Source organism: Sphingobacterium sp. MYb382, from assembly GCF_037572665.1.
Taxonomy (GTDB): domain Bacteria; phylum Bacteroidota; class Bacteroidia; order Sphingobacteriales; family Sphingobacteriaceae; genus Sphingobacterium.
This window is the reverse complement of record NZ_JBBGZT010000024.1, coordinates 293,694-320,260: the sequence shown is the minus strand read 5'-3', so window position 1 is coordinate 320,260 and position 26,567 is coordinate 293,694. Positions and strand designations below refer to the sequence as shown.

The window sequence follows — 26,567 nt, the reverse complement described above, 5'->3', positions numbered from 1 at the left end:
GATTTGTAGCGATGGTGGGGGTAAGAACTAATTAATATTGAAATAACTAACATATAATCATAAAATGATGAAATTTAAAGTGATGGGACTGCTACTCCTGCTGATTGGTCCTTCAGCGAGTCAGGCTCAAAAAGCCGGAAAACTACATTTGACAAAAGAGTTTGTCAATACGAATCTTCATGACGCTGTTGGTCAGATGAAATATCTAGCAAGCCAAACTGATGCTGATAAAATGCCGCGTTCTTTTGAGAAGGGAAAATTATCCACCTCCAATACGGCTTGGTGGACATCGGGCTTCTTTCCGGGCAGTTTACTTTATTTATATGAAGCAACAGGCGATAAAGAATTATTGAGTCTAGCGAAAGAAAGATTACGCATCCTAGAAAAGGAGAAATTTAATAAAGGAACACACGATTTGGGCTTTATGCTATTTTGCTCTTTCGGTAATGCGCTGCGCTTGACAGGGGACTCGACGGCTTACAAAGAAATATTGGCTACAGGTGCGGAGTCTCTTTCTTCACGCTATAGTCCGGTAACGAAAACTATTCTTTCTTGGGATCATACGAGCTGGCAATATCCAGTAATCATTGACAACATGATGAATTTGGAGTTTTTGACACAATTGACAAAAATTACAGGCAACAAAAAGTATTGGGATATTGCGAAGAACCATGCAAATACAACTATTGCGAATCACTTCCGTAAGGATTACAGTTCTTACCATGTGGTAGACTACGATAAAACAACAGGCAAGGCAATCGGCCACTATACTGCTCAAGGAGCTTTTGATGAATCGGCATGGGCACGTGGTCAAGCTTGGGGTTTGTATGGTTATGTGATGATGTATCGTGAAACAAAGGATAAAACATATTTAGAGCAAGCGCGTAAGATTGCTAAGTTTTATTTAAATCACCCTAAACTACCAGCTGATTTAATTCCATACTGGGATTTTGATAAAGATGACCTTAAGCCAGATAATAAATACTACAAGAATAAAGACCTGCGTGATGTGTCTACAGCATCAATCGTTGCTTCTGCATTATTGGAGTTGAGTTTATATACCAAAGGAAAAGAAGGCGAAGGCTACCTGCGCAAAGCAGAGAAGATGTTAGAATCGTTGGCTTCTCCGGCATATAAAGCTACACAAGGAGAGCTGGACGGATTTATATTGAAGCATTCTGTAGGTTCTATTCCGCACGGAACGGAAATAGATGTGCCTTTAACGTATGCCGATTATTACTACATTGAAGCCCTTATCCGTTATCAGCGTATGCTTGCGGGTGAGCAGGTTATCAAGCAATAAGCGCTATTTTAAGCTGAAACAAAGCCATTTTCCTACCTAGGAAAATGGCTTTGTTTGTGTTAAGGCTGTAGCATGCCTGCTACATGAAATAAAAAAAAAGAGCCTAAAGGCGTATTTTTTTAAAAAATAATGTGCTAACTCTTTGATAGTTATAAAATACTTTGTACTTTTGCAGTCCCTTTAATGGGAATAGTGTGTCTTGAGCGGAGCCCTACTGCTTCGAAGGACGTTTAATTAATTTATTTATAACATGTCAGGAATTATTGGTAAAAAAGTAGGAATGACCAGCCTGTTCGATGCGGAAGGGAAGAATATCCCTTGTACAGTAATTGAGGCTGGGCCGTGCGTGGTTACGCATATACGTACGGAAGAGAAGGATGGCTATGTGGCGATTCAACTTGGCTATGATGATGCTAAGGAGAAAAACACAACAGCACCTCTAAAAGGACACTTTGCAAAAGCAGGAGTTAGTCCTAAGCGTAAACTAGTTGAGTTCAAAACCTTCGAGGATGAGAAACAACTAGGAGACATCGTGGATGTTACCATTTTTGCAGAAGGCGAGTACGTTGATGTAGTCGGTACTTCAAAAGGTAAAGGTTTCCAAGGTGTAATGAAGCGTCACGGATTTGGTGGTGTAGGTGGTGCGACTCACGGTCAGCACAACAGACTACGTGCTCCAGGTTCAATTGGTGCTGCTTCATGGCCTTCACGTGTATTCAAAGGAATGCGCATGGCAGGTCGTATGGGTGGTGACCGCGTGAAAATTCAAAACTTACAAATTTTGAAAGTTTATGCTGATCAAAACCTAATTGTTGTTAGTGGTTCCATTCCGGGAGCTAAAGGTTCTTATGTAATCGTAGACAAATAGTAGTGATGGAAGTTAAAGTATTAAATTTATCAGGTAAAGAAACAGGTGCCAAGGTGCAACTGCCTGAGTCAGTTTTCGGTGTTACGCCAAACGACCATGCGATTTATTTGGATGTGAAACAGTATCTAGCGAACCAACGCCAGGGAACTCACAAATCAAAACAACGTAATGAAATCGCGGGTTCAACGCGTAAATTACACAAACAAAAAGGTACAGGTGGTGCTCGTGCGGGTTCTATCAAGTCTCCATTGTTTAATGGTGGTGGTCGTGTATTCGGTCCTCAACCACGTGACTACAGTTTTAAATTGAATAAAAAATTAAAACAAGTAGCTCGTAAATCAGCGTTAAGCTACAAAGCACAAGAAAACAACGTAGTAGTTTTAGACGAGGTTCGCTTCGATTCAGTAAAAACTAAAAACTATGTAGCTTTCGTTAACGCTTTGAACTTGGCTGATGAGAAAACCTTATTGGTTTTACCAACACAAGATAACAACGTTTATTTATCAAGCAGAAACTTGAAAAAAGCAAAAGTTATCGCAGCTGCAGATTTAAACACATACGATGTGTTGAACGCTACGAAAATTTTGTTTACAACAGATTCTGTTAAAACTTTGGAGGAAGCATTCGCTAAGTAATATGGAAATTATTAAAAAACCTATTTTAACGGAGAAAGCTTCATTATTGACGGAAAAATTAAACCGTTATGCTTTCAAAGTTGACCACAGAGCAAACAAGATTCAAATTAAATTAGCTGTTGAAGCTATGTTCGGTGTTACTGTTATAGCTGTTAATACAGCGGTAGTAGCAGGTAAAACAAAAAGCCGTCATACAAAAGCTGGTTTTGTTTCAGGAAGAGCTCCTAAGTATAAAAAAGCCATCATCACGGTGAAAGATGGCGAAACTATTGACTTTTACAGTACACTATAATAAGAAATGGCAGTTAAAAGATTCAAACCGGTTACCCCTGGTACTCGTTTCAGAGTAGGTGCTGATTATTCAGACGTTACAACTAACGTTCCTGAGAAATCATTAGTAGTTAGCATCAAGAAGTCAGGCGGTCGTAATAATACCGGTAAAATGACTATGCGTTATCTCGGTGGGGGACATAAAAAATCATACCGATTAATTGATTTCAAACGCGATAAAAAAGAAATCCCTGCAAAAGTAGCTACGATCGAGTACGATCCAAACCGTACAGCTCGTATCGCTTTATTACACTATGCAGATGGTGAAAAACGTTACATTATTGCTCCAGCAGGTTTAGAAGTTGGACAAACTGTAATTGCAGGTGAGAAAGTAGCCCCAGAAGTAGGAAATACTTTACCATTAGCTAACATCCCTCTAGGTTCAATCATTCATAACATTGAATTGAACCCAGGTCAAGGTGGTTCAATTGCTCGTTCGGCAGGTACGTACGCGCAGTTGTCAGCTCGTGATGGTAAGTATGCTATTATCAAATTACCTTCTAGTGAAACACGTATGATCTTGTTAACTTGTGTGGCGACTATCGGTTCGGTATCGAATCCAGAGCGCGCTAACCAAGTGTTAGGTAAAGCGGGTCGTAAACGTTGGTTAGGTCGTCGTCCACGCGTTCGTGGTGTTGCTATGAACCCTGTCGATCACCCTATGGGTGGTGGTGAAGGTCGTACTTCAGGAGGTCACCCTCGTTCACGCAACGGCGTATTAGCGAAAGGCTTCAAAACACGCTACAAGAAGAAAACATCGAATCGTTACATCATTGAGAGAAGGAAAAAATAATGGCTCGTTCAATTAAAAAAGGTCCTTATATCGATCACAACTTAGAGAGAAAAGTTCTTTCTATGAATGAAACTAACAAAAAATCAGTTATCAAAACTTGGTCACGTAGATCAATGATTTCTCCTGATTTTGTTGGCCATACCTTCGCGGTTCACAACGGGAATAAATTTATCCCTGTTTATGTAACGGAGAATATGGTTGGTCACAAGCTTGGTGAATTTGCGCCTACGCGTACATTCAAAGGCCACGCAGAAAAGAAAAAATAATTAGGTAATGGAAGCAACAAAGAAACTTAAGAAGTCTGTCTTAATCAGACAGCGCAAAGAGCAGGAAAAAGCTCAAGTAGGAGGAGCTTCTACTGCCAAGTTATTGAACTGCCCTACTTCACCTCGTAAGATGCGTTTAGTAGTGGATCTTATCCGTGGCGAGAAAGTAGAAACTGCACTTTATATCTTGAAACATACAGGTAAAGAAGCAGCAGCTCGTGTTGAGAAATTATTATTATCAGCAATTAAAAACTGGGAAGCGCACAATGAAGGTGCTTCTTTAGAGAGCAGCTCTTTGTTCGTAAAAGAAATATCTGTAGGTGGTGGTCGTCAATTGAAAAGATTGCGTCCAGCTCCACAAGGTCGTGGGTACAGAATCCGTAAGCGTTCAAACCATGTAACTTTGGTAGTAGATAGTTTAAACAACGTTAACAACTAATATTAATAAGAATGGGACAAAAGGCAAATCCAATAGGTAGCAGATTAGGTATCATCAAAGGATGGGACTCTAACTGGTTCGGAGGCAACAACTATTCTGATAAGTTAGTTGAAGACGAAAAAATAAGAAAATATCTTTCTGTACGTATCGCTAAAGGCGGTGTAGCAAAAGTAGTTATTGAGCGTACTCTAAAACGTATCACTGTTACTATTCATACAGCACGTCCAGGAATCGTTATCGGTAAAGGTGGTCAAGAAGTTGACAAGATCAAAGAAGAGTTGAAAAAACTGACTAAAAAGGATGTTCAAATCAACATTTTCGAGATCAAACGCCCAGAGCTTGATGCGAAATTAGTAGCTGAAGGTATTGCTAAGCAATTAGAGGCTAGAATTTCATTCCGTCGTGCAATGAAAACATCTATCGCGTCGACAATGCGTATGGGTGCTGAAGGGATTAAAGTTATGTGTTCTGGTCGTTTAGGCGGTGCTGAAATGGCACGTACTGAGCAGTACAAAGAAGGCAGAACTCCACTTCACACGTTACGTGCTGATATCGATTACGCTTTAGCTGAAGCATTAACTACTTACGGTAAAATCGGTGTTAAAGTTTGGATCTGTAAAGGTGAGGTTTATGGTAAACGTGATTTATCTCCTAACCAAGGACAGACTTCAGGCGTAAAAACACGCGGTGGAAACGAAGGTGGAAATGATCGTCGTGACAACCGTAAAGGTGGTCGTGGTGGTAACAACCGTGGTGGCAACAACCGCGGAGGTGCTAAAAGAGATTAATTAATAACAAGATTTAAAAGTATCTGTTGTTTGAAACAGATTTAAATAGAATACGAACATGTTACAGCCAAAAAGAACGAAGTTCAGAAAGATGCAGAAAGGCCGTATGAAAGGTAACGCTTCACGTGGAGCAGAGTTAGCTTTCGGTTCTTTCGGTATCAAATCAATGGAGCCAGCATGGATCACCAGTCGTCAAATTGAGGCTGCGCGTATTGCCGTTACACGTTTTATGAAACGTGAAGGGCAAGTATGGATCCGTATCTTCCCTGACAAACCTGTTACGAAAAAGCCTGCAGAGGTACGTATGGGTAAAGGTAAGGGTGCTCCAGAATACTGGGTAGCGGTAGTGCGCCCAGGCCGTATGTTATTTGAAGCAGAAGGTGTGCCTTTAGAAATTGCTAAAGAAGCATTGCGTTTAGCTGCTCAAAAATTACCGGTTCAAACTAAGTTTGTTATACGTAGAGACTACGTAGAAGCATAAATCGTTGGTAATGTCAATCGTTTTAGCCTTGTGTCCGTTACCCACAAGGCTATCATAAAACTTGATTGATAACCCAGTATAACAATTGATAAAAATGAAAAATTCAGAAATTATCGAATTATCACAAGAGGATTTAACAGCTCGTCTTAAAGAAGAGAAAGCTGCTCTTAACAAATTGAAATTTGCACACGCTGTTTCTGCAATTGAAAATCCAAATGCAATTAAGGCTGCTCGTAAAAATATCGCTCGTATCGCTACAGAGGTATCTAAACGTAAAAATGCAGCTAAATCTGAAACAGCCTCTGAGGCGTAAAAATTTAAGTCGAAATGGAAAGACAATTAAGAAAAACAAGAATCGGCTTAGTAGTTAGCAACAAGATGGATAAATCTATCGTAGTATCAGTTGAGCGTAGAGTGAAACACCCGATCTATGGTAAATTCGTTAAGAAAACTACTAAATTTAAAGCTCATGACGAAACAAATACCTGCGGTATCGGCGACACGGTATTGATTATGGAAACTCGTCCGCTGAGTAAAACGAAGAACTGGAGATTAGTAGAAATTTTAGAAAGAGCTAAATAACATGGTACAACAGGAATCAAGACTAAATGTAGCTGACAATAGCGGTGCTAAAGAAGTTTTAGTAATCCGTGTATTGGGCGGTACGCGTAAGCGTTATGCATCAATCGGTGATAAAATCGTTGTTACCGTAAAAAGCGCTTTACCTTCAGGAAACGTAAAAAAAGGATCAGTATCTAAAGCAGTAGTAGTTCGTACGAAAAAAGAAATCCGTCGTAAAGATGGTTCTTACATTCGTTTCGATGACAATGCAGCAGTATTGTTAAATAATAACGATGAACCACGTGGAACACGTATTTTCGGCCCAGTTGCTCGTGAATTACGTGAGAAGCAGTTCATGAAAATTGTATCACTAGCACCGGAGGTTTTATAATTATGGCACAAAAAACAACAACAACTCACAAAATCAAGATTAAAAAAGGTGATTTAGTGAAAGTTATCGCTGGTAACTCTAAAGGTGTTCAAGGAAAAGTATTGAGTATTTTGGTTGATGCTAACAGAGCAATCGTAGAAGGCGCTCAAATCGTTAAGAAGCACACTAAACCAAGCGCTGCTAATCCTAACGGTGGTATTATTGAAAAAGAAGCTTCGATCAATATCTCTAACTTAGCTTTAATCGATCCTAAAACAGGTACTACTACCCGTATTGGTCGTAAAGTTAATGCAGAAGGTAAAATCGTTCGTTTCGCTAAAAAATCAGGGGAGGAAATTAAATAATGACTTACGTACCAAGACTAAAGGCGAAATACGCGGAGGAAATCCGTTCAACGCTTAAAGAAAAATTCCAGTATAAAAGCGTTATGCAAGTTCCCAAACTGGAGAAAATTGTAGTATCACAAGGTATCGGTGCGGCTACTGCTGACAAGAAATTAATTGATAACTCTATCAACGAGTTAACAACGATCACTGGTCAACAAGCTGTTCCTACGAAATCTAAAAAAGATATCTCTAACTTTAAATTACGTAAAGGCATGCCTATCGGTGCGCGTGTAACATTACGTGATAACGTTATGTACGAATTCTTAGATCGTTTGATCGCGGTTTCTTTACCACGTATCCGTGACTTCCGTGGAATCAACGATAAAGGTTTCGATGGAAGAGGTAACTACAACTTAGGTATCACTGAACAAATTATCTTCCCTGAGATCGACATTGATAAAATCAACAAGATCCAAGGTATGGATATCACGTTTGTAACTTCAGCAGGAAACGATGTGGAAGCATTGGAGTTATTAAAACAATTCGGTTTACCGTTCAAAAATCAAACACCAAAAGAATCAGACAATGGCTAAGGAAGGATTAAAAGCACGCGAAGTTAAGCGTCAAAAATTGGTAGCTAAATTTGCAGAGAAACGTGCAGCTCTTAAAGCAGCAGGTGATTATGCAGCTTTAGATAAATTACCAAAAAATGCTTCTCCAGTACGTTTACACAATCGTTGTAAATTAACTGGACGTCCTAAAGGATACATGCGTCAATTCGGTATCTCTCGTGTAACTTTCCGTGAGATGGCTTTAGATGGCAAGATCCCAGGGGTGACAAAAGCTTCTTGGTAATAAGAGAAAAAAAAATTACTTTTGCCCAGATAAACCCTTTCCGGGGTTTATCGGGTTTTTTTTGTATTGCAAATTTTTTAACAGACAAGAGGTCTTCTGCTAAGGTAGTGGAGGAAACCGTTGTCATAACATAGTTCTATAATGAATACAGATCCAATAGCGGATTACCTTACACGAGTAAGGAATGCCATTAAGGCCAACCACAGGGTTGTTGAAATTCCTGCATCGAACCTTAAAAAAGAAATTACTAAAGTTCTTTTTGATAAAGGTTACATTGCTAATTACAAATTCGAAGAAAACGGACCTCAAGGTTCAATCAAAATCGCTTTGAAATACCACCCAATTAGCAAAATCTCGGCTATTCGCACTTTGACACGTGTGAGTAAACCTGGTTTAAGAAAGTATGCAAGTGTTGAAGACATGCCACGCGTTTTGAATGGTTTGGGTATCGCTGTTTTGTCAACTTCTAAAGGAGTATTGACAGACAAAGAAGCTCGCTTACAAAATGTAGGTGGTGAGGTTTTATGTTACGTTTATTAATCTAGGAAAAAACACAAAGAAATGTCAAGAATTGGAAAAGCGCCTATCGCCATTCCTTCGGGAGTATCGATCGCAGTATCAGACAAAAATCTGGTAACGGTTAAAGGACCAAAAGGCGAATTAACACTACAAGTAGACAGCGACATTACAGTTAAAGAAGAAGATGCTAACATCTTAGTAACGCGCCCTACTGAACAAAAGAAACACAAAGCATTACATGGCTTGTACCGCTCCTTAATCAATAACATGGTTGTAGGTGTTACAGAAGGTTACAAAACTACACAAGAACTAGTGGGTGTGGGTTACCGTGCTTCAAACACAGGAAACACACTTGAGTTAACTTTAGGTTACTCTCACCAGATCGTTTTTGTATTGCCACAAGAAATTAAGGTTACAACTACTGCTGAAAAAGGTAAGAACCCTACGATTACTTTAGAATCTACAGACAAACAATTGATCGGTCAAGTAGCGGCGAAAATCCGTAGCTTCCGTGCACCAGAGCCTTACAAAGGAAAAGGTATCAAGTTTGAAGGTGAAGTATTAAGAAGAAAAGCAGGTAAATCAGCTAAAAAATAATAACCATGGCAGGAACTAAAACATCGCGTAGAGAGCGAATCAAAAAAGGAATAAGAAAAAGCCTGACTGGATCTGTTGAACGTCCACGTTTATCAGTATTTAGAAGCAACAAAGGCATCTATGCACAAATCATCGATGACACTACAGGTAAAACAATCGCATCAGCATCTTCCATCTCTAAAGATTTGGCAGCATCTGGTAACAAAGTAGAGCAATCTAAAGCTGTAGGTAAATTGGTTGCAGAGAAAGCTGTAGCAGCAGGTATTAGCAAAGTAGTTTTTGACCGTAATGGGTACTTATACCATGGCCGTGTGAAATCATTGGCTGAAGGTGCTCGCGAAGGCGGTTTAGACTTTTAATCAATAAGAACATGGCATTAAGCAACATAAAAAAAGTAAAATCAAGCGAAATTGAATTAAAAGATCGCTTAGTAAGCATCCAACGCGTGGCTAAAGTTACTAAAGGTGGTCGTACCTTCAGTTTCTCAGCTATCGTTGTTGTTGGTGACGAAAACGGTATTGTTGGATTCGGTTTAGGAAAAGCTAAAGAGGTAACTGAGGCTATCACTAAAGGTATCGATGACGCTAAGAAGAACTTAATCAAAGTTCCTATTATCAATGGTACTGTACCTCACGCACAACTAGGTAAATATTCTGGTGGTCGTGTATTGGTTAAACCAGCTGTAGGTGGTACGGGAGTATTAGCAGGTGGTGCAATGCGTGCAGTGTTGGAGAGTGCGGGTATCAAAGACGTATTAGCAAAATCTTTAGGTTCGTCTAACCCACACAACGTAGTTAAAGCAACGATTGATGCGTTATCTAGTTTACGCGATGCGTATACAGTAGCGCAAAACCGTGGCGTCGATTTAAACAAAGTATTTAACGGTTAATTATCATGGCAAAAATCAAAATCACCCAGATAAAGAGCGTTATCGACAGAAGCGAGCGCCAAAAGAGAACTATTGAGGCTTTAGGTTTGAGAAAAATCAACCACTCAGTAGAAGTAGAAGCTACACCTGCTATCATTGGTATGGTGAGAAAAGTGAATCACTTAGTAGCTATCGAAGCTATCTAAAATAGTATAATGTTAATGGAAAGGATGTTCGCGTTCTTTCCATTACGTTTGTTCATAGAATTATTAATCGTTACAACCTGTATAGTGAGAGCGAAGGTGTAACACAAACTTAAAAAAAATGAATTTAAGTAATTTAAGACCAGCAAAAGGTTCTGTAAAAAGTAGCAAACGTATTGGTAGAGGTCAAGGTTCTGGCCGTGGTGGCACATCAACACGTGGTCACAAAGGTGCAGGATCCCGTTCTGGTCACTCTACAAAAATTGGTTTCGAAGGTGGTCAAATGCCTTTGCAACGTCGTGTACCTAAATTCGGTTTCAAAAATGCTAACCGCGTTGAGTACAATGGAGTAAACTTAGACGTATTGCAAGACTTAGTAACAAAGCACAACTTAACAGTTGTTGATTTTGATACTTTGAAAGCACACGGCTTAGTTTCTAAGAATGATTTAGTGAAGATCCTTGGCCGTGGCGAGTTTTCGGCTAAAGTAGAAGTTAAAGCACATGCTTTCTCTGCTACAGCACAAGCTGCTATTGAAGCTGCTGGTGGTTCTATCGTAAAAATTTAATATTACATGAAGAAACTAATCACAACCTTAACCAATATATGGAAAATAGAAGATTTGCGTAATCGTATTATTACGACTTTATTGCTTCTTCTTATCTACCGTATCGGATGTCACGTGGTTTTACCAGGTGTTAATCCTGATGCATTAGCAGTGAAATCTGGTAGCAACGGCAACAACATTTTAGATCTTATCAATATGTTTGCCGGAGGATCGTTCTCTCGTTCCGCCATTTTCGCTTTAGGTGTAATGCCTTATATTTCTGCATCGATTGTCGTTCAATTATTGGGGATAGCGGTTCCAGCGTTTCAGAAAATGCAAAAAGAAGGTGAGTCTGGTCGTAAAAAAATGACTCAGATCACGCGTTACTTGACATTGGCTATTACTTTAGTACAAGCTGTTGCTTATGTGAAAACACAAGTACCTGCTGAAGCTAAAACGTTAGCAGAGCCTTTGTTTACAGTTCTTTCTGCTATTGTTTTGACAGCGGGAACTTTGTTTGTGATGTGGCTTGGTGAAAAAATTACGGATAAAGGTATTGGTAATGGTATCTCTTTAGTCATTATGACGGGTATTATTGCGCAATTGCCTGCCGGTATTGTTGCAGAATGGGGATCGCGCATGAGCCCTAGCGGTGGTGGACCAATTCCATTGTTGTTAGAGTTTGTTGCACTTTTCTTTGTCGTTATCTTTGCCATCTTGGTGGTTCAAGGTATTCGTAAAGTTCCTGTACAATACGCGAAGAAAATCGTTGGTAATAAACAAGTAGGTGGTGTTCGTCAGTATATTCCTTTAAAGGTTAATGCTGCGGGTGTTATGCCTATCATTTTCGCGCAGGCGATTATGTTCTTGCCAATGGCTTTATCGCAATTTTTTCCAAATTTACAATCTGATTTTTTAGCTTCTTTAAGTAACTATACTTCTGTAGCCTATAATGTGACTTTCGCAGTGTTAATCATTGCTTTCACATTTTTCTATACGGCTATCATGGTTAATCCGCAGCAAATGTCGGAGGACATGAAGAAGAATGGTGGATTTATCCCGGGCATTAAACCAGGTTATGACACGAATTCCTTTATTGATGGTGTTATTTCTCGTATTACTTTCCCAGGAGCTATCTTTATTGCAGCAATTGCAATTATGCCAGCTCTAGCAGGTAAGATGGGTGTGAATAATCAATTTGCACACTTTTACGGAGGTACTTCATTATTGATTTTGGTTGGTGTAGTTTTAGATACACTTCAGCAGATTGAGAGTCATTTATTGATGCGTCATTACGACGGGTTGATGAAGACAGGTAGGGTGAAAGGTCGCTCATCAGCAGCGCCTGTAGAAGGTATGGATCAATCAGCAATTTAATAAATGTCTAAAGTTTATTATAAAACAGAAGAACAAATCGAGCAAATTCGAGAGTCCGCAACGGTGCTCTCGGCTTTGCTTGCTGAAATTGCAAAGGTTATAAAACCAGGTATTACCACTTTGTCGTTAGATAAATTGGCCCATGATTATATTCATGATCATGGCGGAACACCTGCTTTTTTAAACTATAATGGTTTTCCATTCTCGCTTTGTATTTCCGTTAACGATCAAGTTGTACATGGTTTACCAAGCTCGTATATTATTCGCGATGGCGATATTGTATCCGTAGATGGTGGTGTTAACCTAAAAGGCTTCATCAGTGATTCCGCTTATACCTTTGGTGTAGGTGAGATTTCTGCCGAAGCGCAACAGTTGTTGGACGTTACAAAGAACTCGTTGTTGAAAGGTGTTGAACAAGCTGTCGCAGGCAAACGTGTAGGTGATATTTCTGCTGCCGTTCAAGAGCATGTTAGTCCTTATAATTATGGGATTGTTCGTGAACTTGTAGGACACGGTGTAGGTTTGTACTTGCATGAAAAACCAGATGTTCCAAACTACGGAAAACGCGGTGCTGGACCAAAATTGGAAGAAGGGTTAGTGATTTGTATCGAGCCTATGATCAATGCAGGAAAGGCTGGTGTTAAATTTTGGAACGACGGCTGGACAGTAAGTACATCCGACGGAAAGCTATCGGCCCACTTTGAACAGATGGTTGCCATCAGAAAAGGGAAGCCCGATGTGTTGCTAACATTTGACGAGGTTGAGAAAGTTTTGAGTAAAAAGTAATTGAGTTTCAATTATTTTTATTTATCTTTGCACTCCTGTTTGTGCAGGCTAAAATGTAAATTAAGTTAAAAATATGGCTAAACAAGCCTCAATAGAACAAGACGGTATCATTAGGGAAGCACTTTCTAATGCTATGTTCAGGGTAGAGTTGGAGAATGGGCATGAAATTATTGCACATATCTCAGGTAAGATGCGTATGCACTATATCAAGATTTTGCCAGGGGATAAAGTGAAGTTAGAGATGTCACCGTATGATTTAACTAAAGGAAGAATCACCTACCGTTATAAATAACGGGGTAGGTTTTCGGTATTTAGCTTTTAAAATATTATTACAATGAAAGTAAGAGCATCAATAAAAAAACGTAGCGCGGATTGCAAAATTATTCGCCGTAATGGAAAAGTTTATGTTATTAACAAGAAAAACCCTAAGTTCAAGCAACGTCAAGGTTAATTCTTTAATATAAAGTTTCTGTAAATCAACAAAGGTCTTGTAGAGCGTTTCTGCAAGCTAGTTTATTAACATAATCGCTTAAAATATTATATGGCAAGGATAGCAGGTATTGATTTACCTAAAAACAAAAGAGGCGTTATAGGCCTTACCTATATTTTCGGTATCGGTAGTACTACAGCTGCTTATATCTTGAATAAAGCAGGTATCAGTGAAGATGTGAAAGTATCCGAATGGAATGATGATCAATTATCAGCTATTCGTACTATCATCAACGAAGAAGTTAAGGTTGAAGGTGCACTTCGTTCAGAAGTTCAGTTAAACATCAAACGTTTAATGGATATCGGTTGTTACCGTGGTCTACGTCACCGTAAACACTTACCAGTTCGTGGTCAACGTACTAAAAACAACTCACGTACCCGTAAAGGTAAACGTAAGACAGTTGCAAATAAGAAAAAAGCTACTAAATAATAATTAAGAAATGGCTAAAAGTAAAAAGGTTACTAAAAAGCGTATCGTAGTTATTGAGCCGATTGGTCAAGCTCATATCAACGCTACCTTTAACAACATCATCGTTACTTTAACGAATAATCAAGGTCAAACGATCTCATGGTCGTCTGCAGGTAAAATGGGCTTCAGAGGTTCTAAAAAGAATACTCCATATGCAGCAGGACAAGCAGCGCAAGACTGTGGTAAAGTTGCACATGACTTAGGCTTACGTAAAGTAGAAGTTTTTGTAAAAGGTCCAGGTGCTGGTCGTGAGTCAGCTATCCGTACATTGCAAACAGTGGGTATTGATGTAACAACAATCAAAGATATTACTCCACTTCCACACAATGGCTGTCGTCCTCCAAAACGCAGAAGAGTTTAATAAGTTTATTGTTTAAGATAAGATTCATCAGCTATAGGCTGATTGATACTTCAAACAGAAAGAAAAAATGGCAAGATATACAGGACCTAAGTCCAAGATAGCGCGTAAATTCAGAGAGCCGATTTTTGGCCCTGATAAAGCATTAGAGAAAAAAAATTATCCTCCTGGTCAGCACGGACCATCTAAAAGAAGAGGAAAACAATCTGAATATGCTGTTCAGTTGTTAGAAAAACAAAAAACTAAATACACTTATGGTGTATTAGAGCGTCAATTCCGTAATTTATTCGGTAAAGCTGCTGCAAAACAAGGTATTACAGGTGAGGAATTCTTGAAATTATTAGAAGCTCGTTTGGATAACGTTGTTTACCGTTTAGGTATCGCAACTTCACGTTCTGCTGCTCGTCAGTTAGTATCCCACAAACACATTACTGTTAACGGCGAAGTTGTTAACATTCCATCATATAGCCTACGTCCAGGTGACGTAATCGCTGTTCGTGAGCGTTCGAAAACATTAGAAGCTATCTCTGCATCTGTAGAAGGTAGAAAAATCAACAAATTTGGTTGGTTAGATTGGAATGCGAATGAGTTACAAGGAACTTTCGTTACTTTCCCAGAGAGAAGCGATATTCCAGAAAACATCAAAGAGAACTTAATCGTAGAGTTATACTCTAAATAATAAAGTACTAAAAGTAAGCGTGATTCTTTTTGGAATCATGCTTCTTTTATTGTATTTTACGTTCATTAATAAAAACTTTTAAAAAGAAATAAATGGCAATTTTAGCATTTCAAAGACCGGATAAAGTTATCATGCAAAAATCTACTGATTTTGATGGTACTTTCGAATTTCGTCCATTAGAGCCTGGTTTTGGTGTAACTATTGGTAATGCTTTACGCCGTATTTTATTGTCCTCCTTAGAAGGATATGCAATTACGTCGGTGAGATTTTCAGGCGTTTCGCACGAATTCTCTACTATTAAAGGTGTTGTTGAAGATGTTACTGAGATCATTTTGAACTTGAAACAAGTACGTTTCAAGAAAACTGGTGATCAAGGAGATAATGAGAAGATTTTTGTCGTTATCAACGGTCAAGAACAATTTAAAGCTGGAGATGTTACTAAGTTCTCTAACAACTTTACGGTTCTAAACCCAGATTTAGTTATCTGTAATATGGATAGCGCTGTAACAATCGAAGTTGAATTGTCAGTGGCTAAAGGACGTGGTTACATAAATGCTGAAGAAAATAAAGTTACTGATGGTCCTGTAGGTTTTATCGCAGTTGATTCGATCTATACGCCAATCAAAAATGTAAAATATACAATCGAGAACTACCGTGTTGAGCAAAAGACTGACTACGAGAAATTGTTGTTAGACATCTCTACTGATGGTTCTATTCATCCTGAAGAAGCTTTGAAAGAAGCTGCTAAGATTTTAATTCAACACTTTATGTTGTTCTCTGACGAAAATATGTTGTTAGAGTCACAAACTAAAGAAGAGACTAAAGTTGTGGATGAGGAGATTTTACATATGCGTAAGATTTTGAAAACAGAACTTGTTGATCTTGATCTTTCAGTACGCGCATTAAACTGCTTAAAAGCTGCCGATATTCGTACATTATCAGAATTAGTAACATATGATGTTGCTGATATGTTGAAATTCAGAAACTTCGGTAAAAAATCATTGAGTGAAATTCAAGAGTTAGTTAAATCTAAAGGTTTATCTTTTGGAATGAACTTGTCTAAGTACAAATTAGACGAAGAATAATAAATTTATATAATAAGCGACCTGTTGCGTAATTCCCCTTTTATGGACGGTACGCACAAAAACAATTAAAAAATGAGACACGGAAAAAAAGTAAATCATTTAGGTAGAACGGATAGTCACCGTAAAGCGATGTTAGCTAACATGGCTACTTCGTTAATCAAACACAAACGTATCACTACTACTTTGGCTAAAGCTAAAGCATTACGTACGTATGTTGAGCCTTTGATTACTAAATCAAAAAACGATACGACTCACTCACGTCGTACGGTATTCGCTTACGTTAAGGATAAAGATGCAGTTTCTATCTTGTTCCGCGAAATTTCTGAAAAAGTAGCTAACCGTCCAGGTGGTTACACACGTATCATCAAATTGGAAAACCGTTTGGGTGATAACGCGGAAATGGCATTCATCGAACTTGTTGATTACAACGAAGTTTACAATGCTAGTGAGAAAACAGAGAAAAAAGCTACTCGTCGTCGTGGCGCTTCTAAAAAGAAAGCTACTGAGGGTGCTGAAACTGTTGAAGTTGTTGAAGAAGTACAAGCAGAAGTTGCTGCTACTGAGGAAACTCCTGCTACAGAAGAGAAAAAAGACTAATTGTCTTTTACTTGATATAAAAAGGCCTATCAGCATCCGCTTGATAGGCCTTTTTATTTTAATTGACTTTTTTCATTTTGTCTTACTTATATTTGCGAGACAAGTCACTAAACTGATTATTTTATAAGCTCATGAACTTATTTAACGTTTATCCAGTAAATCCTATCAACATTGTTCGCGCGCAAGGCTCGACAGTTTGGGATGCTGAAGGTGTAGAATACCTTGATCTTTACGGTGGTCATGCCGTAATCTCCGTTGGGCATACGCATCCGCATTATGTGGAGTCTTTGACCAAGCAATTGAATCAGATTGGTTTTTATTCCAATTCGATTGAGATTCCTATTCAGACGCGATTAGCGAATTTATTAGGTAAAGTTTCTGGAAAGGAAGATTATGCTTTATTTTTATGTAACTCTGGCGCTGAAGCCAACGAGAACGCATTGAAATTGGCTTCTTTTCATAATAAACGTAGGAAAATAGTTGCTTTCGATAAGGCTTTCCATGGTCGTACCTCTTTGGCTGTTGCTGCAACAGACAATAAGGCTATTGTGGCGCCAGTGAATGAAACGGATAATGTTATATTCTTGCCTTTCAATGATGAAGCTGCCTTAACTGCCTTGTTCCAAGAGCAAGGTGATGAAATATCATCTGTTATCATTGAAGGTATCCAAGGTGTTGGTGGTATCCGTGAAGCTTCTAAGTCCTTTTTACAGTTAATCCGTAGCTTGTGCGATACGCACAACGCTGTTTTTATTGCTGATGCTGTACAGTGTGGATACGGCCGTACAGGTGATTTCTATTCACACGATTATTCAGGTGTACATGCTGATATTTACACCATGGCTAAAGGTATGGGTAATGGTTTCCCTATTGGTGCTATTTCCATTGCTCCTCAATTTCAAGCGAGTTTTGGTCTTTTAGGTACTACCTTTGGTGGAAATCACTTGGCTTGTGCTGCTGCAGTTTCTGTATTAGAAATTATTGAGCAGGAACAGCTTTTAGCTAATGCAAAGACAGTAGGGGAATACCTGATTACGGAATTGAATAAGTTTGATAAAGTATTGGAAGTACGTGGCCGTGGATTGATGATCGGTGTTGAACTACCTGCTGAACTAGCTAATGTGAAGAAAGATCTGTTGGTAAAGAATAAGATTTTTACAGGCGAGGCGAAGCCGAATGTTATTCGTATTTTACCAGCCTTGAATATTAATAAAGCAATTGCTGACCGCTTTTTAACGGCTCTTGATGAGCGTTTAAAAGCATAAGGCAATAGCGTTTTTTTGGAGATAGACCTACTGTGGTTTATCTCTGTTTATCTAAAATTTGATTTTATACCATGAATACTTTTTTTTCAGTATCGGATGTTGAAAATCTAAACGCTATCGTTAACGATGCTTTAGCATTGAAAGCTGACCCATACAGTTTATCAGACTTAGGAAAAAACAAAACCTTAGGCTTAGTTTTTCTTAATCCAAGCTTACGTACACGTTTAAGCACCCAAAAAGCAGCAATGAATTTGGGTATGAATGTTATGGTGATGAATATGGATAAGGATGGATGGGCTCTAGAGACCCAAGATGGTGTCGTGATGAACGGTACTACCGTAGAGCATATTCGCGAAGCTGCTGCCGTTATGGGTGAGTATTGTGATATTTTGGGTCTACGTTCATTTCCAGGATTGAAGGATCGTGATTTAGATTATAGTGAAGATTTATTCAATAAGTTTATTGACTATTGTGGTGTGCCTGTTGTTTCTTTAGAGAGTGCTACACGTCACCCATTACAGAGTTTAACAGACTTAATCACCATCACGGAGCACAAACAAGTGGCTAAACCAAAAGTTGTTTTAGCATGGGCTCCACATATCAAAGCTTTGCCACAGGCAGTACCAAACTCTTTCTCTGAATGGATGTGTAAGGCTCAGGAAGAAGGATTAGTAGATTTCACCATTGCACACCCAGTAGGTTATGATTTATGTGATGATTTCACTAAAGGAGCAACTATCGTTAATGATTTAGATGCTGCCTTGGCTGGTGCTGATTTTGTGTATGTGAAAAACTGGTCTTCTTACCGTGATTATGGTAAGGTATATCCTGTTATCCAAAACTGGATGATTGATTCTGCTAAATTGACAAAAACTAACGATGCTAAAGTAATGCACTGTTTGCCTGTTCGTAGAGATTTAGAACTTGCTGCAGAGGTTTTAGATGGACCAAATTCTTTAGTCGTTAAAGAAGCTAGTAACCGCGTGTGGGCTGCACAAGTAGTGTTAAAGCGCATGTTAGAAAAATTAAAATAAACATATTTATTGATGGGGAGTGTGTTGAATATTATTAAGATTGGTGGGAATGTTATTGATGATGAGCAACAGTTACAAGTTTTTTTAGAAAAGTTTGCTGCGTTGCAGGGAAAAAAAATCTTAGTGCATGGAGGTGGAAAAATTGCTACGCGTGTAGCTGCTGCCTTAGGTGTCGAAGCAAAAATGTTGGACGGCCGTCGTATTACGGATGAGCCTATGTTGGATGTGGTGACCATGGTCTATGCTGGTTTAACGAACAAAAAAATTGTTGCTGCTTTGCAACGTTATGACTGTGATGCATTGGGTTTATCTGGTGCTGATGGCAATGTCATTAAAGCGGTAAAACGACCTGTAAGGGAAGTGGATTATGGTTTTGTGGGTGATATATTAGCCGATTCTGTGAACAGCTTAAATATCAAAAAGTTTTTAGATGCGGGCTTTGTTCCTGTTTTCTCCGCGATTACGCATAACGTAATAGGGCAATTGTTTAATACAAACGCCGATACTATTGCTTCTGCATTGGCGATAAGCCTAGCTAAGCTTTATGAAACACGATTAATCTACTGTTTTGAGAAGAATGGTGTATTACGTGATGTGAATGATGATAACTCTGTGATTAAATCTATTAAAGCAGCAGATTTTGAAACGCTCAAGGAAGAAGGTGTTATTTATGAAGGGATGATTCCTAAATTAGAAAATGCGTTTACAGCTATTGCTAAAGGAGTTAAAAATGTCTACATTGGTAATGCCCTAAACCTTCATCTTTATCAACAAGGCGGATTTGGTACTTGTTTGTTAGACAAATAGGTAGAATACCTATTTGCTTAGGCTCGGGGTAGACTAAGATAACATACATTCCATGAATAAAATTACAATTATTGGAAGTGGCAATATTGGACTTTCACTAGCCAAAGGGCTAGTGAAATCCGGTCACTATCCGGCGGAAGCTATTACCTTAACCCGTCGTAATCTCCTCGCTTTAGAAGCGGAAATCGCCGCTGGTTTTCGTGCTAGCGACAATAATCCTGAAGCTGTCCGCGAGGCGGATATCGTTGTTTTGGCTATTCTGCCACAACAGTTAAGAAAAGTATTAGAAGAGATAAAAATCACGGTGCGCCCTGAGCAAATTATTGTTTCGGTTGTTTCTGGTGTTTCTTGTCAGGATGTGAAAGACGTATTGGGCGACGCCATGACAGTGGTACGTGCTATGCCTAATACAGCTATTGCTATTGGCCAGTCGATGACATGTATTGCTACCGATACTGCCGAACAAGTTGCCGTTGCACAAGTAGAGAAGTTATTTGAATCTGTAGGTTCTGTGGTCGTTATTCAAGAAGACTTGATGACCTCGGCTACAGCTCTGTGTGCTTGTGGTATTGCCTTCTTCTTACGTGCTATTCGTGCAGCATCGCAAGGTGGTGTCGAAATAGGCTTTCATGCGCATGATGCTCTTAAAATGGCTGTACAAACAGCCAAAGGTGCTGCCGACTTACTTCTTCAAACACAGAATCATCCAGAAAGTGAGATTGATAAAGTCACTTCACCTAAAGGGTGTACCATTGCTGGTCTAAATGAGATGGAACACAATGGCTTTAGTTCTGCATTTATTAAAGGAATCAAACTGTCTGCAAAGAAGGCAGGAGGCTTATACAATGACTAAAACAATTGAAAACCGCATAGCGGAAAGTACCGAACTACTTCAACAGTTAATTTCTACATCTTCTTATAGCCGAGAAGAGAGTGGGACGGCCGATTTAATCGTTGCTTTTTTTAGCAAAAATCAAGTACCGGTAGAACGCCTGCATAATAATGTCTGGGCTTACAATAAATATTATGACCCAGAGAAGCCTACTATTTTATTAAACTCTCACCATGATACGGTGAAGCCTAATCCTGGTTATACACGTGATCCTTTTGCGCCTACCGTTGAAGATGGGAAGTTGTATGGATTAGGTAGTAATGATGCTGGAGGCTGTTTAGTCTCTTTAATAGCCACATTTTTGCACTATTATAATCAGCCGAATTTAAACTACAACCTTTGTTTACTTGCTTCGGCTGAAGAAGAAGTTTCGGGTAGTAATGGTGTTGAGGAGGCTATTAAACATCTAAAGGCGATTAGTTTTGCTATTGTCGGAGAACCAACGCTACTTGATTTGGCTATCGCAGAAAAAGGGCTTATGGTTTTGGACTGTGAGTCTATTGGCATTTCAGGGCATGCAGCGCGCGAAGAGGGGGAAAATGCCATCTACAAAGCGATGGACGATATTACGTGGTTTCGAAACTATAGATTTGAAAAGGAATCTAATTACTTAGGACCGGTAAAAATGTCGGTTACGTTGATTCAGGCAGGATCTCAGCATAATGTCGTTCCTGCATCCTGTACTTTCGTGGTTGATGTGCGCACAACAGACGTATATAGCAATGCCGAAGTTTTAGCTATTATCGAATCGCATGTACAATCGAACGTAAAAGCACGCTCGACCCGGTTAAATTCGTCACGTATCGCGATGGAGCACCCTATCGTACAGTCTGGCTTAGCGCTAGGACGAGCAGTATATGGTAGTCCAACGATGAGTGATCAAGCTTTAATTCCATATCCTTCAATAAAGGTAGGTCCTGGTGATTCTGCTCGCTCGCATACGGCTGATGAGTTTATCTTCGTTCAAGAAATTGAAGATGGAATACATTTTTACATAAAAATATTAGCAGGATTGCTTTAAGTAGTATTATTTTAAGCTAAAAACTGGTTTTTTTAGAAAAACCCTTTCGATGGAAGGAGAAATCTACATTTTAGACGCTAGATTTCTCCTTTTTTTCGAAATTCGGTGGTTTGAGGTGTCGAAAATGTTCCTATCCCTCTTAAACATTATGGTCTTATAATGTTATTTGTCTTTTAATACTTTCTTCAAGCGATATGATTGTTTCCGTACGTTGAATTCCAGTTAGCGCTTGGATATCCTCATTTAAGACTTTACGCAGATGTGCTGTATCTCTACATACAATTTTAGCGAACATACTGTATTGTCCAGTACAATAATGTAATTCTACGACCTCTTTAATATTCTCTAATTGTTTTACAGCGTCAGAATATTGAGATCCTTTCTCTAAATAGATGCCTAAGAATGCTGTGATGTCAAATCCTACCTTCTGAGGGTTGATAATTAGCTCTGAACTTTTGATAATTCCTAATTCTTCCATCTTTTTCATGCGAACATGGATGGTTCCTCCAGAAACTATGAGTTTTTTTGCTATTTCTGTGTATGGAATTGATGCGTTTTCCATTAAAATAGACAAAATCTGAATGTCTAGATTGTCTAAATCGTAATTTGAATACTTTTTATCCATAAAAATGGTATTTATTTGTTTTAAAATGTTTGTTTTTTATTAATTAGCTAAAAATAACACGAAATTTGCATAAAAAAAACACTTATTATATATTTGTGTTAACAAAACGAAATAAAAAACGTTTTGTTTTTATCAAAAGTGCATGTTACTTTCTCGAAATAACATAGGTTTATAATTGGTTAGTGTAGAAGCTTCTCGCCCGGGAAGCTTCTGCCATTATATACCTTGTTTAATTTCATTCTTTCTTTTAATATTTTTTCAAAAATAACAAGATTTTTTGTAAAATGATTTTGTCTTTTGTAATATTTAGCTGATTATTTGTGAATTTCAAAATAGAGGTCTTCGTTTCCTTGATTGCATATGCGGCAGGCACATGCTGTAGTTCTCTTTATATCCGTATTACTTAAATAACAGCTCGATAGGGGGATTTGTTTGAAAATTTATAAATTCAAGCCGCATCTTTTCTCTTGATTGAAGCTATCGTCGGCAATCCATGTTAAAATTGTATATTTACGAAAAGCGCTCAATTATGGACATTGATGATGTAAAAATATCGCGTAAGAAACCTATTTATGCCGTAGGGCAGGGCTTGGCAAAGTATCTCAAGATTTATCAACGTGATGCTCGGCTTCCTGTTTCTTATGCTGATTTATTGAATTTTACGGAAACAGCACCTATCATGGATAAATATGGGCAGGATACCTATTGGGAAACGCCACTTTACCCACCGTATGTGCAAGATCAGTTGTATGATGGCTTGAAGGTCGTTTATGCAATCTTGAAAGCTTCCGGTAATATTCGTATTGTGCAGCATAAGATTATTGATCGTATTGAGTATTGTACGTTTGGTAACACACGTCCCTTTCGCGTGCGCATTATTAATACGTTGAATGATGTGTATGACTATTTTTACATCAAGCAGGCAGATGCTTCTCGTATTTATGGTTTGGAGTTGGAAGAGATTCTTTCGCCCAACCAGGTTAATTATTTAGTGGATCGAGAGAGTTTGGTTGAAGAGCATATTGTAGGTATTCCTGGCGATGTATTTAGTAAAGTACATATGTATGCGGCAGATTATAATCAAACGCGGATGGCCAAGGAGTTTGTTAAATTTAATGAACGTTGTATTATTTCGCTTTTAGGAGATATGCGTGCCTACAACTTTGTGATGCAGATAACACCTGATTTTGATGATTTTCAATTCCGTATTCGTGCGATTGACTTTGATCAGCAATTTTATGAGGGTAATTCACGGGTTTACATGCCGCAATATTTTAAAGAAAACCTTCCTTATGTAAAGCTGGCTATGGAATACTTAAATGAACAGACCGTATTGCAGTATCAACAGGAAGAGCGCTCTTCTATCGTGCATCGTGTGCGTAGTGAGCGCCACCGTATTAAAGATCTGCGTGATGCCTCTAGTGAACAAATGTTGTCCACTCCCGAGAATATTGAACGTTTAAAAGGGGATTATGAACGCTATCATGAAAACCCCGCTTACGCAAACTGCAAGACAATGACTGATATTGTGGAGCTTAATGTGAAGAATGTAATCAGGCAGGTGACGCTTTAGCGTACCCGTTTTTGATTTTCTTTGGCAAAGGCCTCCCAACCGGAGTAGCTTTTTCCTTCGCTCACGGTATTTTGCTGGAAAGCATGACAAACGGCTGCTGCCAATCCATCTGTCGCATCCAAAAATTCGGGTGTCTCCTTGAAGTTAAGCAATGTTTTGAGCATGGCCGCTACTTGTTCCTTGCTTGCGTTACCATTTCCGGTCACAGATTGTTTTATCTTTCTTGGGGCGTATTCAAATATCGGAATATCAAATTGTAGACCTGCTGCCATGGCAACACCTTGGGCACGTCCGAGTTTTAGCATAACTTGAATATTCTTACCGTAGAATGGTGCTTCTAGCGCCATGCAGTCGGGTTTATACTCTTGTATTAAGGCTGATACCTTCTTGAAGATTCGTTGTAATTTTAAGGCTTGGTCATCAAGGTGTCCCATTTTGACTACGCCAAGACTAATTAATGAAAATTGATTGCCTACTTGTTTGACAAGACCATAACCGAGAACAATTGTTCCGGGGTCAATACCTAAGATGATTCTTTCTTTTGCCTGCTCACGTTGCATCTTACAATATTACGACTTTAACTTGGGATGTCCGCCTGCAGAATTGCGTAAAAATTAGTAACATTGTGCTCTCAAATCTATAGGCATTGACGAAAACACAAAAGAAATACGTAAACCTCGCTATTAAGATTGCTGTTGTCGGCTTGGCAACGTGGTTTATTGTTTCTAAGATTAACAACCAAGATAATCTTCGTGAATTTCAATCTTTAATGGACAGATTAGACCCTTGGACGGTTCGGCTGACGCTACTCCTTGTTATGGTCATGATGTTGGCGAATTGGGCTTTAGAGATGGTGAAGTGGAAGTATCTTTCGCGCCGTATTGAAAAAATAAGCTGGTGGACCACGATTCGTTCTGTTTTTTGCGGACTTACATGGGCTATATTTACGCCTAATCGGATTGGCGAATATGGTGGTCGGGTTATGTTATTAGAGCCTAAGAACCGTGCTTCTGGCGCTGTAGCGATGGGCGTAGGGCTGTTTGCCCAGCTGGTGTTGACCAGTGTTTTCGGAGCAGTGGCCATTGCGTGGTTTGTTTCTACTTATTTGCCAACTCCTGATGCTGTGAAATATGCTATTTGGTTGTTAGCATTTATCTATGCTTTAGCTTTCGTTATCCTTTATTTTAATGTGCATTGGGTAGATGCTATTGTCGGTCGGTTTCGCTTCTTGAGTAAGGTAAAGCCTTTTTTTGCTGTTCTCGAAGATTTTTCATTGCGTGAATTGTTGCATGTTTTGCTGCTTTCTCTTGGTAGGTTTATTATTTTTACTTCGCAGTATGTCGTTTTAATGTTGGTTATTCTCCCGGAATTACCGCTCTTACCTATGATTTTCATGATATTTATTTTATTTTTCGTGCAATCTGCGGTACCTTCATTAGATATTTTTGATTTTAGTGTACGTAGTTTTGTTGCGAGTAATCTATATGGCTATATTACAACGCAAGAAATTGCTGTGATGGCTATCGTTTCCTGTATTTGGTTTGTGAATTTAATTTTACCGGCTATTATTGGATCTTTTTTTGTTTTAAATGTAAATTATTTAGGTGGTAATAAGTCTTAGTTTCTTTTTGTTGGCCATGACGATGGTCTATGTGTTGTTGGTGGTGTATATGCGTCTTGGTTGGTTTAAAATACCGTTCTTTAAACCCGACAATAGTTCTATTCATTCTTCGGTATCTATTCTTATTGCAGCTCGTAATGAGGAAGCAAATATTGCACGCACCCTAGATTGCTTGATGCAGCAAGATTTTCCTAAAGATTTGTTGGAGATTATTGTTGTTGATGATCACTCGACAGATGCTACAGCAGCGATTGTTGCTTCATACGCCGACAGAGGCGTAACCTTAATTCGATTGAATGAGGGCGATTCGTTGAACTCCTATAAAAAACTAGCCATATCGCGTGCTATAGCACAAGCGAAGGGAGAGATTATTATTACTACCGATGCTGATTGCCGCATGGGGTCTTCTTGGTTGAAAACCGTCGTACAATATATGCAACGTGAAGACGCTTACTTGTTGTCTTCCCCAGTGGTTTATTCTGAAGAGAAGAGTTCTTTTGAGCGCTTGCAAACGTTAGAATTTTTATACCTTATAGGCCTGGGAGCTGCAGGTATCGGAAATGGCAATCCTACCACCTGTAATGGTGCTAATTTAGCCTATCGCAAGTCTGTATTTATGGAGTTGGGTGGGTTTAAGGGGATTGATAATCTTGCTTCCGGGGATGATGAACTTTTCCTACATAAGGTAGCCGAGCGTCACCCTAGCCGTATCGCCTTTTGTAAAAGTGAAGATGCCATTGTTTATACAGATGCAAAGCCTGATTTAAAATCTTTTATCAGTCAGCGTAAGCGTTGGGCTTCAAAAAGTACAAAGTATAAAGACAAGAAAGTTGTGTTTCTTGGCGTCAGTATATGGTTGTTTAATGTTGCTTTTTTACTAGGTGTATTTCAGTTTTTAGTTAATTTACCTACTATGTCTTGGCTATTGGTGCTAAGTTTTGTTTTAAAATTAGCTGCTGAATATCTTTTTATCGCACCTTTGTGTCGTTTTGCTAAACGCCCCGAGTTGTTGTTTAAATTACCTATCCTTTCCTTTGTTCACGTGCTTTATTTAGTATATATCGGATTAGCAGGTAACATTGGTAAGTATGACTGGAAAGGGCGTACCGTCAAGTAGTC

At 38.9% G+C, this 26,567-nt stretch carries 40 protein-coding genes; 38 read left to right on the top strand and 2 right to left on the bottom strand.

The features are described from left to right. The first annotated feature begins 67 nt into the window (after window positions 1–67). The 35 genes from WH223_RS12115 to WH223_RS11945 all read left to right on the top strand — a co-directional run bounded on the left by WH223_RS12115 (window position 68) and on the right by WH223_RS11945 (window position 21,629). Complete coding sequence (locus WH223_RS12115) at window positions 68–1,303, top strand: glycoside hydrolase family 88 protein (RefSeq protein WP_445265616.1); 1,236 nt, start codon at window positions 68–70, stop codon at window positions 1,301–1,303. 250 nt (window positions 1,304–1,553) lie between these two features. Then, window positions 1,554–2,171 (top strand): 50S ribosomal protein L3, encoded by a 618-nt coding sequence (gene rplC, locus WH223_RS12110; RefSeq protein WP_340047948.1) that lies wholly within the window; start codon window positions 1,554–1,556, stop codon window positions 2,169–2,171. Between the two features lie 5 nt (window positions 2,172–2,176). Then, window positions 2,177–2,806 carry a 50S ribosomal protein L4 gene (gene rplD / locus WH223_RS12105; RefSeq protein WP_340047947.1) on the top strand — a complete coding sequence of 210 codons (630 nt, stop codon included), beginning with the start codon at window positions 2,177–2,179 and terminating at the stop codon, window positions 2,804–2,806. Between the two features lies 1 nt (window position 2,807). Then, window positions 2,808–3,098 (top strand): 50S ribosomal protein L23, encoded by a 291-nt coding sequence (gene rplW, locus WH223_RS12100; protein WP_340047945.1) that lies wholly within the window; start codon window positions 2,808–2,810, stop codon window positions 3,096–3,098. Between the two features lie 6 nt (window positions 3,099–3,104). After that, a complete protein-coding gene (gene rplB / locus WH223_RS12095) occupies window positions 3,105–3,929 on the top strand; it encodes a 50S ribosomal protein L2 (RefSeq protein ID WP_340047943.1) in 825 nt (274 codons plus the stop codon). Beyond that, entirely contained in the window at window positions 3,929–4,195 is a 267-nt protein-coding gene (gene rpsS, locus WH223_RS12090) for a 30S ribosomal protein S19 (RefSeq protein ID WP_037498931.1), read from the top strand. Before rplB ends, rpsS begins: the two co-directional genes overlap by 1 nt. Before the next feature lie 7 nt (window positions 4,196–4,202). Then, window positions 4,203–4,634: a 50S ribosomal protein L22 gene (gene rplV, locus WH223_RS12085; RefSeq protein ID WP_340047941.1), complete on the top strand. Its 432-nt coding sequence runs from the start codon at window positions 4,203–4,205 to the stop codon at window positions 4,632–4,634. Window positions 4,635–4,645: 11 nt separating this feature from the next. After that, a complete protein-coding gene (gene rpsC, locus WH223_RS12080) occupies window positions 4,646–5,422 on the top strand; it encodes a 30S ribosomal protein S3 (RefSeq protein WP_340047939.1) in 777 nt (258 codons plus the stop codon). A 58-nt stretch (window positions 5,423–5,480) separates the two neighbouring features. Then, the gene (gene rplP, locus WH223_RS12075) at window positions 5,481–5,903 is read left to right on the top strand and encodes a 50S ribosomal protein L16 (protein WP_340047938.1); all 423 of its coding nucleotides are present in this window, start codon (window positions 5,481–5,483) and stop codon (window positions 5,901–5,903) included. Window positions 5,904–5,997: 94 nt separating this feature from the next. Then, window positions 5,998–6,216 (top strand): 50S ribosomal protein L29, encoded by a 219-nt coding sequence (gene rpmC, locus WH223_RS12070; RefSeq protein ID WP_340047937.1) that lies wholly within the window; start codon window positions 5,998–6,000, stop codon window positions 6,214–6,216. 14 nt (window positions 6,217–6,230) lie between these two features. Next, window positions 6,231–6,485 (top strand): 30S ribosomal protein S17, encoded by a 255-nt coding sequence (gene rpsQ, locus WH223_RS12065; RefSeq protein ID WP_340047936.1) that lies wholly within the window; start codon window positions 6,231–6,233, stop codon window positions 6,483–6,485. 1 nt (window position 6,486) lies between these two features. Beyond that, on the top strand, window positions 6,487–6,855 hold the full coding sequence (gene rplN, locus WH223_RS12060) for a 50S ribosomal protein L14 (RefSeq protein ID WP_002997484.1): 369 nt from the start codon (window positions 6,487–6,489) through the stop codon (window positions 6,853–6,855). A gap of 2 nt (window positions 6,856–6,857) precedes the next feature. Next, the gene (gene rplX / locus WH223_RS12055) at window positions 6,858–7,199 is read left to right on the top strand and encodes a 50S ribosomal protein L24 (RefSeq protein WP_340047935.1); all 342 of its coding nucleotides are present in this window, start codon (window positions 6,858–6,860) and stop codon (window positions 7,197–7,199) included. After that, on the top strand, window positions 7,199–7,774 hold the full coding sequence (rplE, locus tag WH223_RS12050; RefSeq protein ID WP_340047934.1) for a 50S ribosomal protein L5: 576 nt from the start codon (window positions 7,199–7,201) through the stop codon (window positions 7,772–7,774). Before rplX ends, rplE begins: the two co-directional genes overlap by 1 nt. Beyond that, window positions 7,767–8,036, top strand: coding sequence for a 30S ribosomal protein S14 (gene rpsN / locus WH223_RS12045; protein WP_172390137.1), 270 nt, complete (start codon window positions 7,767–7,769; stop codon window positions 8,034–8,036). The genes rplE and rpsN overlap by 8 nt, the downstream gene beginning before the upstream one ends. Before the next feature lie 141 nt (window positions 8,037–8,177). Further along, on the top strand, window positions 8,178–8,576 hold the full coding sequence (gene rpsH, locus WH223_RS12040) for a 30S ribosomal protein S8 (protein WP_340047932.1): 399 nt from the start codon (window positions 8,178–8,180) through the stop codon (window positions 8,574–8,576). A 21-nt stretch (window positions 8,577–8,597) separates the two neighbouring features. Continuing rightward, on the top strand, window positions 8,598–9,152 hold the full coding sequence (gene rplF, locus WH223_RS12035; protein ID WP_340047931.1) for a 50S ribosomal protein L6: 555 nt from the start codon (window positions 8,598–8,600) through the stop codon (window positions 9,150–9,152). 5 nt (window positions 9,153–9,157) lie between these two features. Further along, entirely contained in the window at window positions 9,158–9,511 is a 354-nt protein-coding gene (rplR, locus tag WH223_RS12030) for a 50S ribosomal protein L18 (RefSeq protein WP_340047930.1), read from the top strand. Between the two features lie 11 nt (window positions 9,512–9,522). Continuing rightward, entirely contained in the window at window positions 9,523–10,041 is a 519-nt protein-coding gene (rpsE, locus tag WH223_RS12025; RefSeq protein ID WP_445265614.1) for a 30S ribosomal protein S5, read from the top strand. A 5-nt stretch (window positions 10,042–10,046) separates the two neighbouring features. Next, window positions 10,047–10,226: a 50S ribosomal protein L30 gene (rpmD, locus tag WH223_RS12020; RefSeq protein WP_340047929.1), complete on the top strand. Its 180-nt coding sequence runs from the start codon at window positions 10,047–10,049 to the stop codon at window positions 10,224–10,226. Between the two features lie 118 nt (window positions 10,227–10,344). Next, window positions 10,345–10,791 carry a 50S ribosomal protein L15 gene (gene rplO / locus WH223_RS12015; protein WP_340047928.1) on the top strand — a complete coding sequence of 149 codons (447 nt, stop codon included), beginning with the start codon at window positions 10,345–10,347 and terminating at the stop codon, window positions 10,789–10,791. A 6-nt stretch (window positions 10,792–10,797) separates the two neighbouring features. Beyond that, window positions 10,798–12,147 carry a preprotein translocase subunit SecY gene (secY, locus tag WH223_RS12010; protein WP_340047927.1) on the top strand — a complete coding sequence of 450 codons (1,350 nt, stop codon included), beginning with the start codon at window positions 10,798–10,800 and terminating at the stop codon, window positions 12,145–12,147. A 3-nt stretch (window positions 12,148–12,150) separates the two neighbouring features. Beyond that, window positions 12,151–12,933: a type I methionyl aminopeptidase gene (gene map / locus WH223_RS12005; RefSeq protein ID WP_340047926.1), complete on the top strand. Its 783-nt coding sequence runs from the start codon at window positions 12,151–12,153 to the stop codon at window positions 12,931–12,933. Between the two features lie 73 nt (window positions 12,934–13,006). Then, window positions 13,007–13,225, top strand: coding sequence for a translation initiation factor IF-1 (gene infA, locus WH223_RS12000; RefSeq protein ID WP_002997456.1), 219 nt, complete (start codon window positions 13,007–13,009; stop codon window positions 13,223–13,225). Window positions 13,226–13,267: 42 nt separating this feature from the next. Then, the gene (ykgO, locus tag WH223_RS11995; protein ID WP_340047923.1) at window positions 13,268–13,384 is read left to right on the top strand and encodes a type B 50S ribosomal protein L36; all 117 of its coding nucleotides are present in this window, start codon (window positions 13,268–13,270) and stop codon (window positions 13,382–13,384) included. Window positions 13,385–13,474: 90 nt separating this feature from the next. Continuing rightward, complete coding sequence (gene rpsM / locus WH223_RS11990; protein ID WP_340047922.1) at window positions 13,475–13,852, top strand: 30S ribosomal protein S13; 378 nt, start codon at window positions 13,475–13,477, stop codon at window positions 13,850–13,852. A 10-nt stretch (window positions 13,853–13,862) separates the two neighbouring features. Continuing rightward, window positions 13,863–14,252, top strand: coding sequence for a 30S ribosomal protein S11 (gene rpsK, locus WH223_RS11985; protein WP_340047920.1), 390 nt, complete (start codon window positions 13,863–13,865; stop codon window positions 14,250–14,252). 67 nt (window positions 14,253–14,319) lie between these two features. Next, window positions 14,320–14,928 carry a 30S ribosomal protein S4 gene (rpsD, locus tag WH223_RS11980; protein ID WP_340047919.1) on the top strand — a complete coding sequence of 203 codons (609 nt, stop codon included), beginning with the start codon at window positions 14,320–14,322 and terminating at the stop codon, window positions 14,926–14,928. A 92-nt stretch (window positions 14,929–15,020) separates the two neighbouring features. Further along, window positions 15,021–16,013 (top strand): DNA-directed RNA polymerase subunit alpha, encoded by a 993-nt coding sequence (locus WH223_RS11975; RefSeq protein WP_340047918.1) that lies wholly within the window; start codon window positions 15,021–15,023, stop codon window positions 16,011–16,013. 72 nt (window positions 16,014–16,085) lie between these two features. Next, window positions 16,086–16,610, top strand: a complete 525-nt coding sequence (rplQ, locus tag WH223_RS11970) for a 50S ribosomal protein L17 (protein ID WP_340047917.1) — start codon at window positions 16,086–16,088, stop codon at window positions 16,608–16,610. A 131-nt stretch (window positions 16,611–16,741) separates the two neighbouring features. Further along, window positions 16,742–17,875 (top strand): aspartate aminotransferase family protein, encoded by a 1,134-nt coding sequence (locus WH223_RS11965; RefSeq protein WP_340047916.1) that lies wholly within the window; start codon window positions 16,742–16,744, stop codon window positions 17,873–17,875. A gap of 71 nt (window positions 17,876–17,946) precedes the next feature. Further along, window positions 17,947–18,909, top strand: coding sequence for an acetylornithine carbamoyltransferase (locus WH223_RS11960; RefSeq protein ID WP_340047914.1), 963 nt, complete (start codon window positions 17,947–17,949; stop codon window positions 18,907–18,909). A gap of 12 nt (window positions 18,910–18,921) precedes the next feature. Continuing rightward, on the top strand, window positions 18,922–19,716 hold the full coding sequence (argB, locus tag WH223_RS11955; RefSeq protein WP_340047912.1) for an acetylglutamate kinase: 795 nt from the start codon (window positions 18,922–18,924) through the stop codon (window positions 19,714–19,716). 52 nt (window positions 19,717–19,768) lie between these two features. Further along, the gene (gene proC, locus WH223_RS11950) at window positions 19,769–20,569 is read left to right on the top strand and encodes a pyrroline-5-carboxylate reductase (RefSeq protein ID WP_340047911.1); all 801 of its coding nucleotides are present in this window, start codon (window positions 19,769–19,771) and stop codon (window positions 20,567–20,569) included. Further along, window positions 20,562–21,629 (top strand): M20 family metallo-hydrolase, encoded by a 1,068-nt coding sequence (locus WH223_RS11945; protein ID WP_340047910.1) that lies wholly within the window; start codon window positions 20,562–20,564, stop codon window positions 21,627–21,629. The genes proC and WH223_RS11945 overlap by 8 nt, the downstream gene beginning before the upstream one ends. 154 nt (window positions 21,630–21,783) lie before the next feature. Here WH223_RS11945 and WH223_RS11940 read toward each other — a convergent pair whose 3' ends face one another. Next, the gene (locus WH223_RS11940) at window positions 21,784–22,254 is read right to left on the bottom strand and encodes an Lrp/AsnC ligand binding domain-containing protein (RefSeq protein ID WP_340047909.1); all 471 of its coding nucleotides are present in this window, start codon (window positions 22,252–22,254) and stop codon (window positions 21,784–21,786) included. Between the two features lie 529 nt (window positions 22,255–22,783). On the opposite strand from WH223_RS11940, the gene WH223_RS11935 reads away from it, so the two are divergent. Further along, window positions 22,784–23,827 carry a hypothetical protein gene (locus WH223_RS11935; protein ID WP_340047907.1) on the top strand — a complete coding sequence of 348 codons (1,044 nt, stop codon included), beginning with the start codon at window positions 22,784–22,786 and terminating at the stop codon, window positions 23,825–23,827. Here WH223_RS11935 and ruvC read toward each other — a convergent pair. Further along, window positions 23,824–24,387, bottom strand: coding sequence for a crossover junction endodeoxyribonuclease RuvC (gene ruvC, locus WH223_RS11930; protein WP_340047906.1), 564 nt, complete (start codon window positions 24,385–24,387; stop codon window positions 23,824–23,826). The two genes, WH223_RS11935 and ruvC, sit on opposite strands and share 4 nt — an antisense overlap. An 86-nt stretch (window positions 24,388–24,473) precedes the next feature. Between ruvC and WH223_RS11925 the strand changes: the two genes are divergently transcribed. Continuing rightward, the gene (locus WH223_RS11925) at window positions 24,474–25,448 is read left to right on the top strand and encodes a lysylphosphatidylglycerol synthase domain-containing protein (RefSeq protein WP_340047905.1); all 975 of its coding nucleotides are present in this window, start codon (window positions 24,474–24,476) and stop codon (window positions 25,446–25,448) included. Then, window positions 25,432–26,565, top strand: coding sequence for a glycosyltransferase family 2 protein (locus WH223_RS11920; protein WP_340047904.1), 1,134 nt, complete (start codon window positions 25,432–25,434; stop codon window positions 26,563–26,565). The genes WH223_RS11925 and WH223_RS11920 overlap by 17 nt, the downstream gene beginning before the upstream one ends. Window positions 26,566–26,567: the final 2 nt, after the last annotated feature.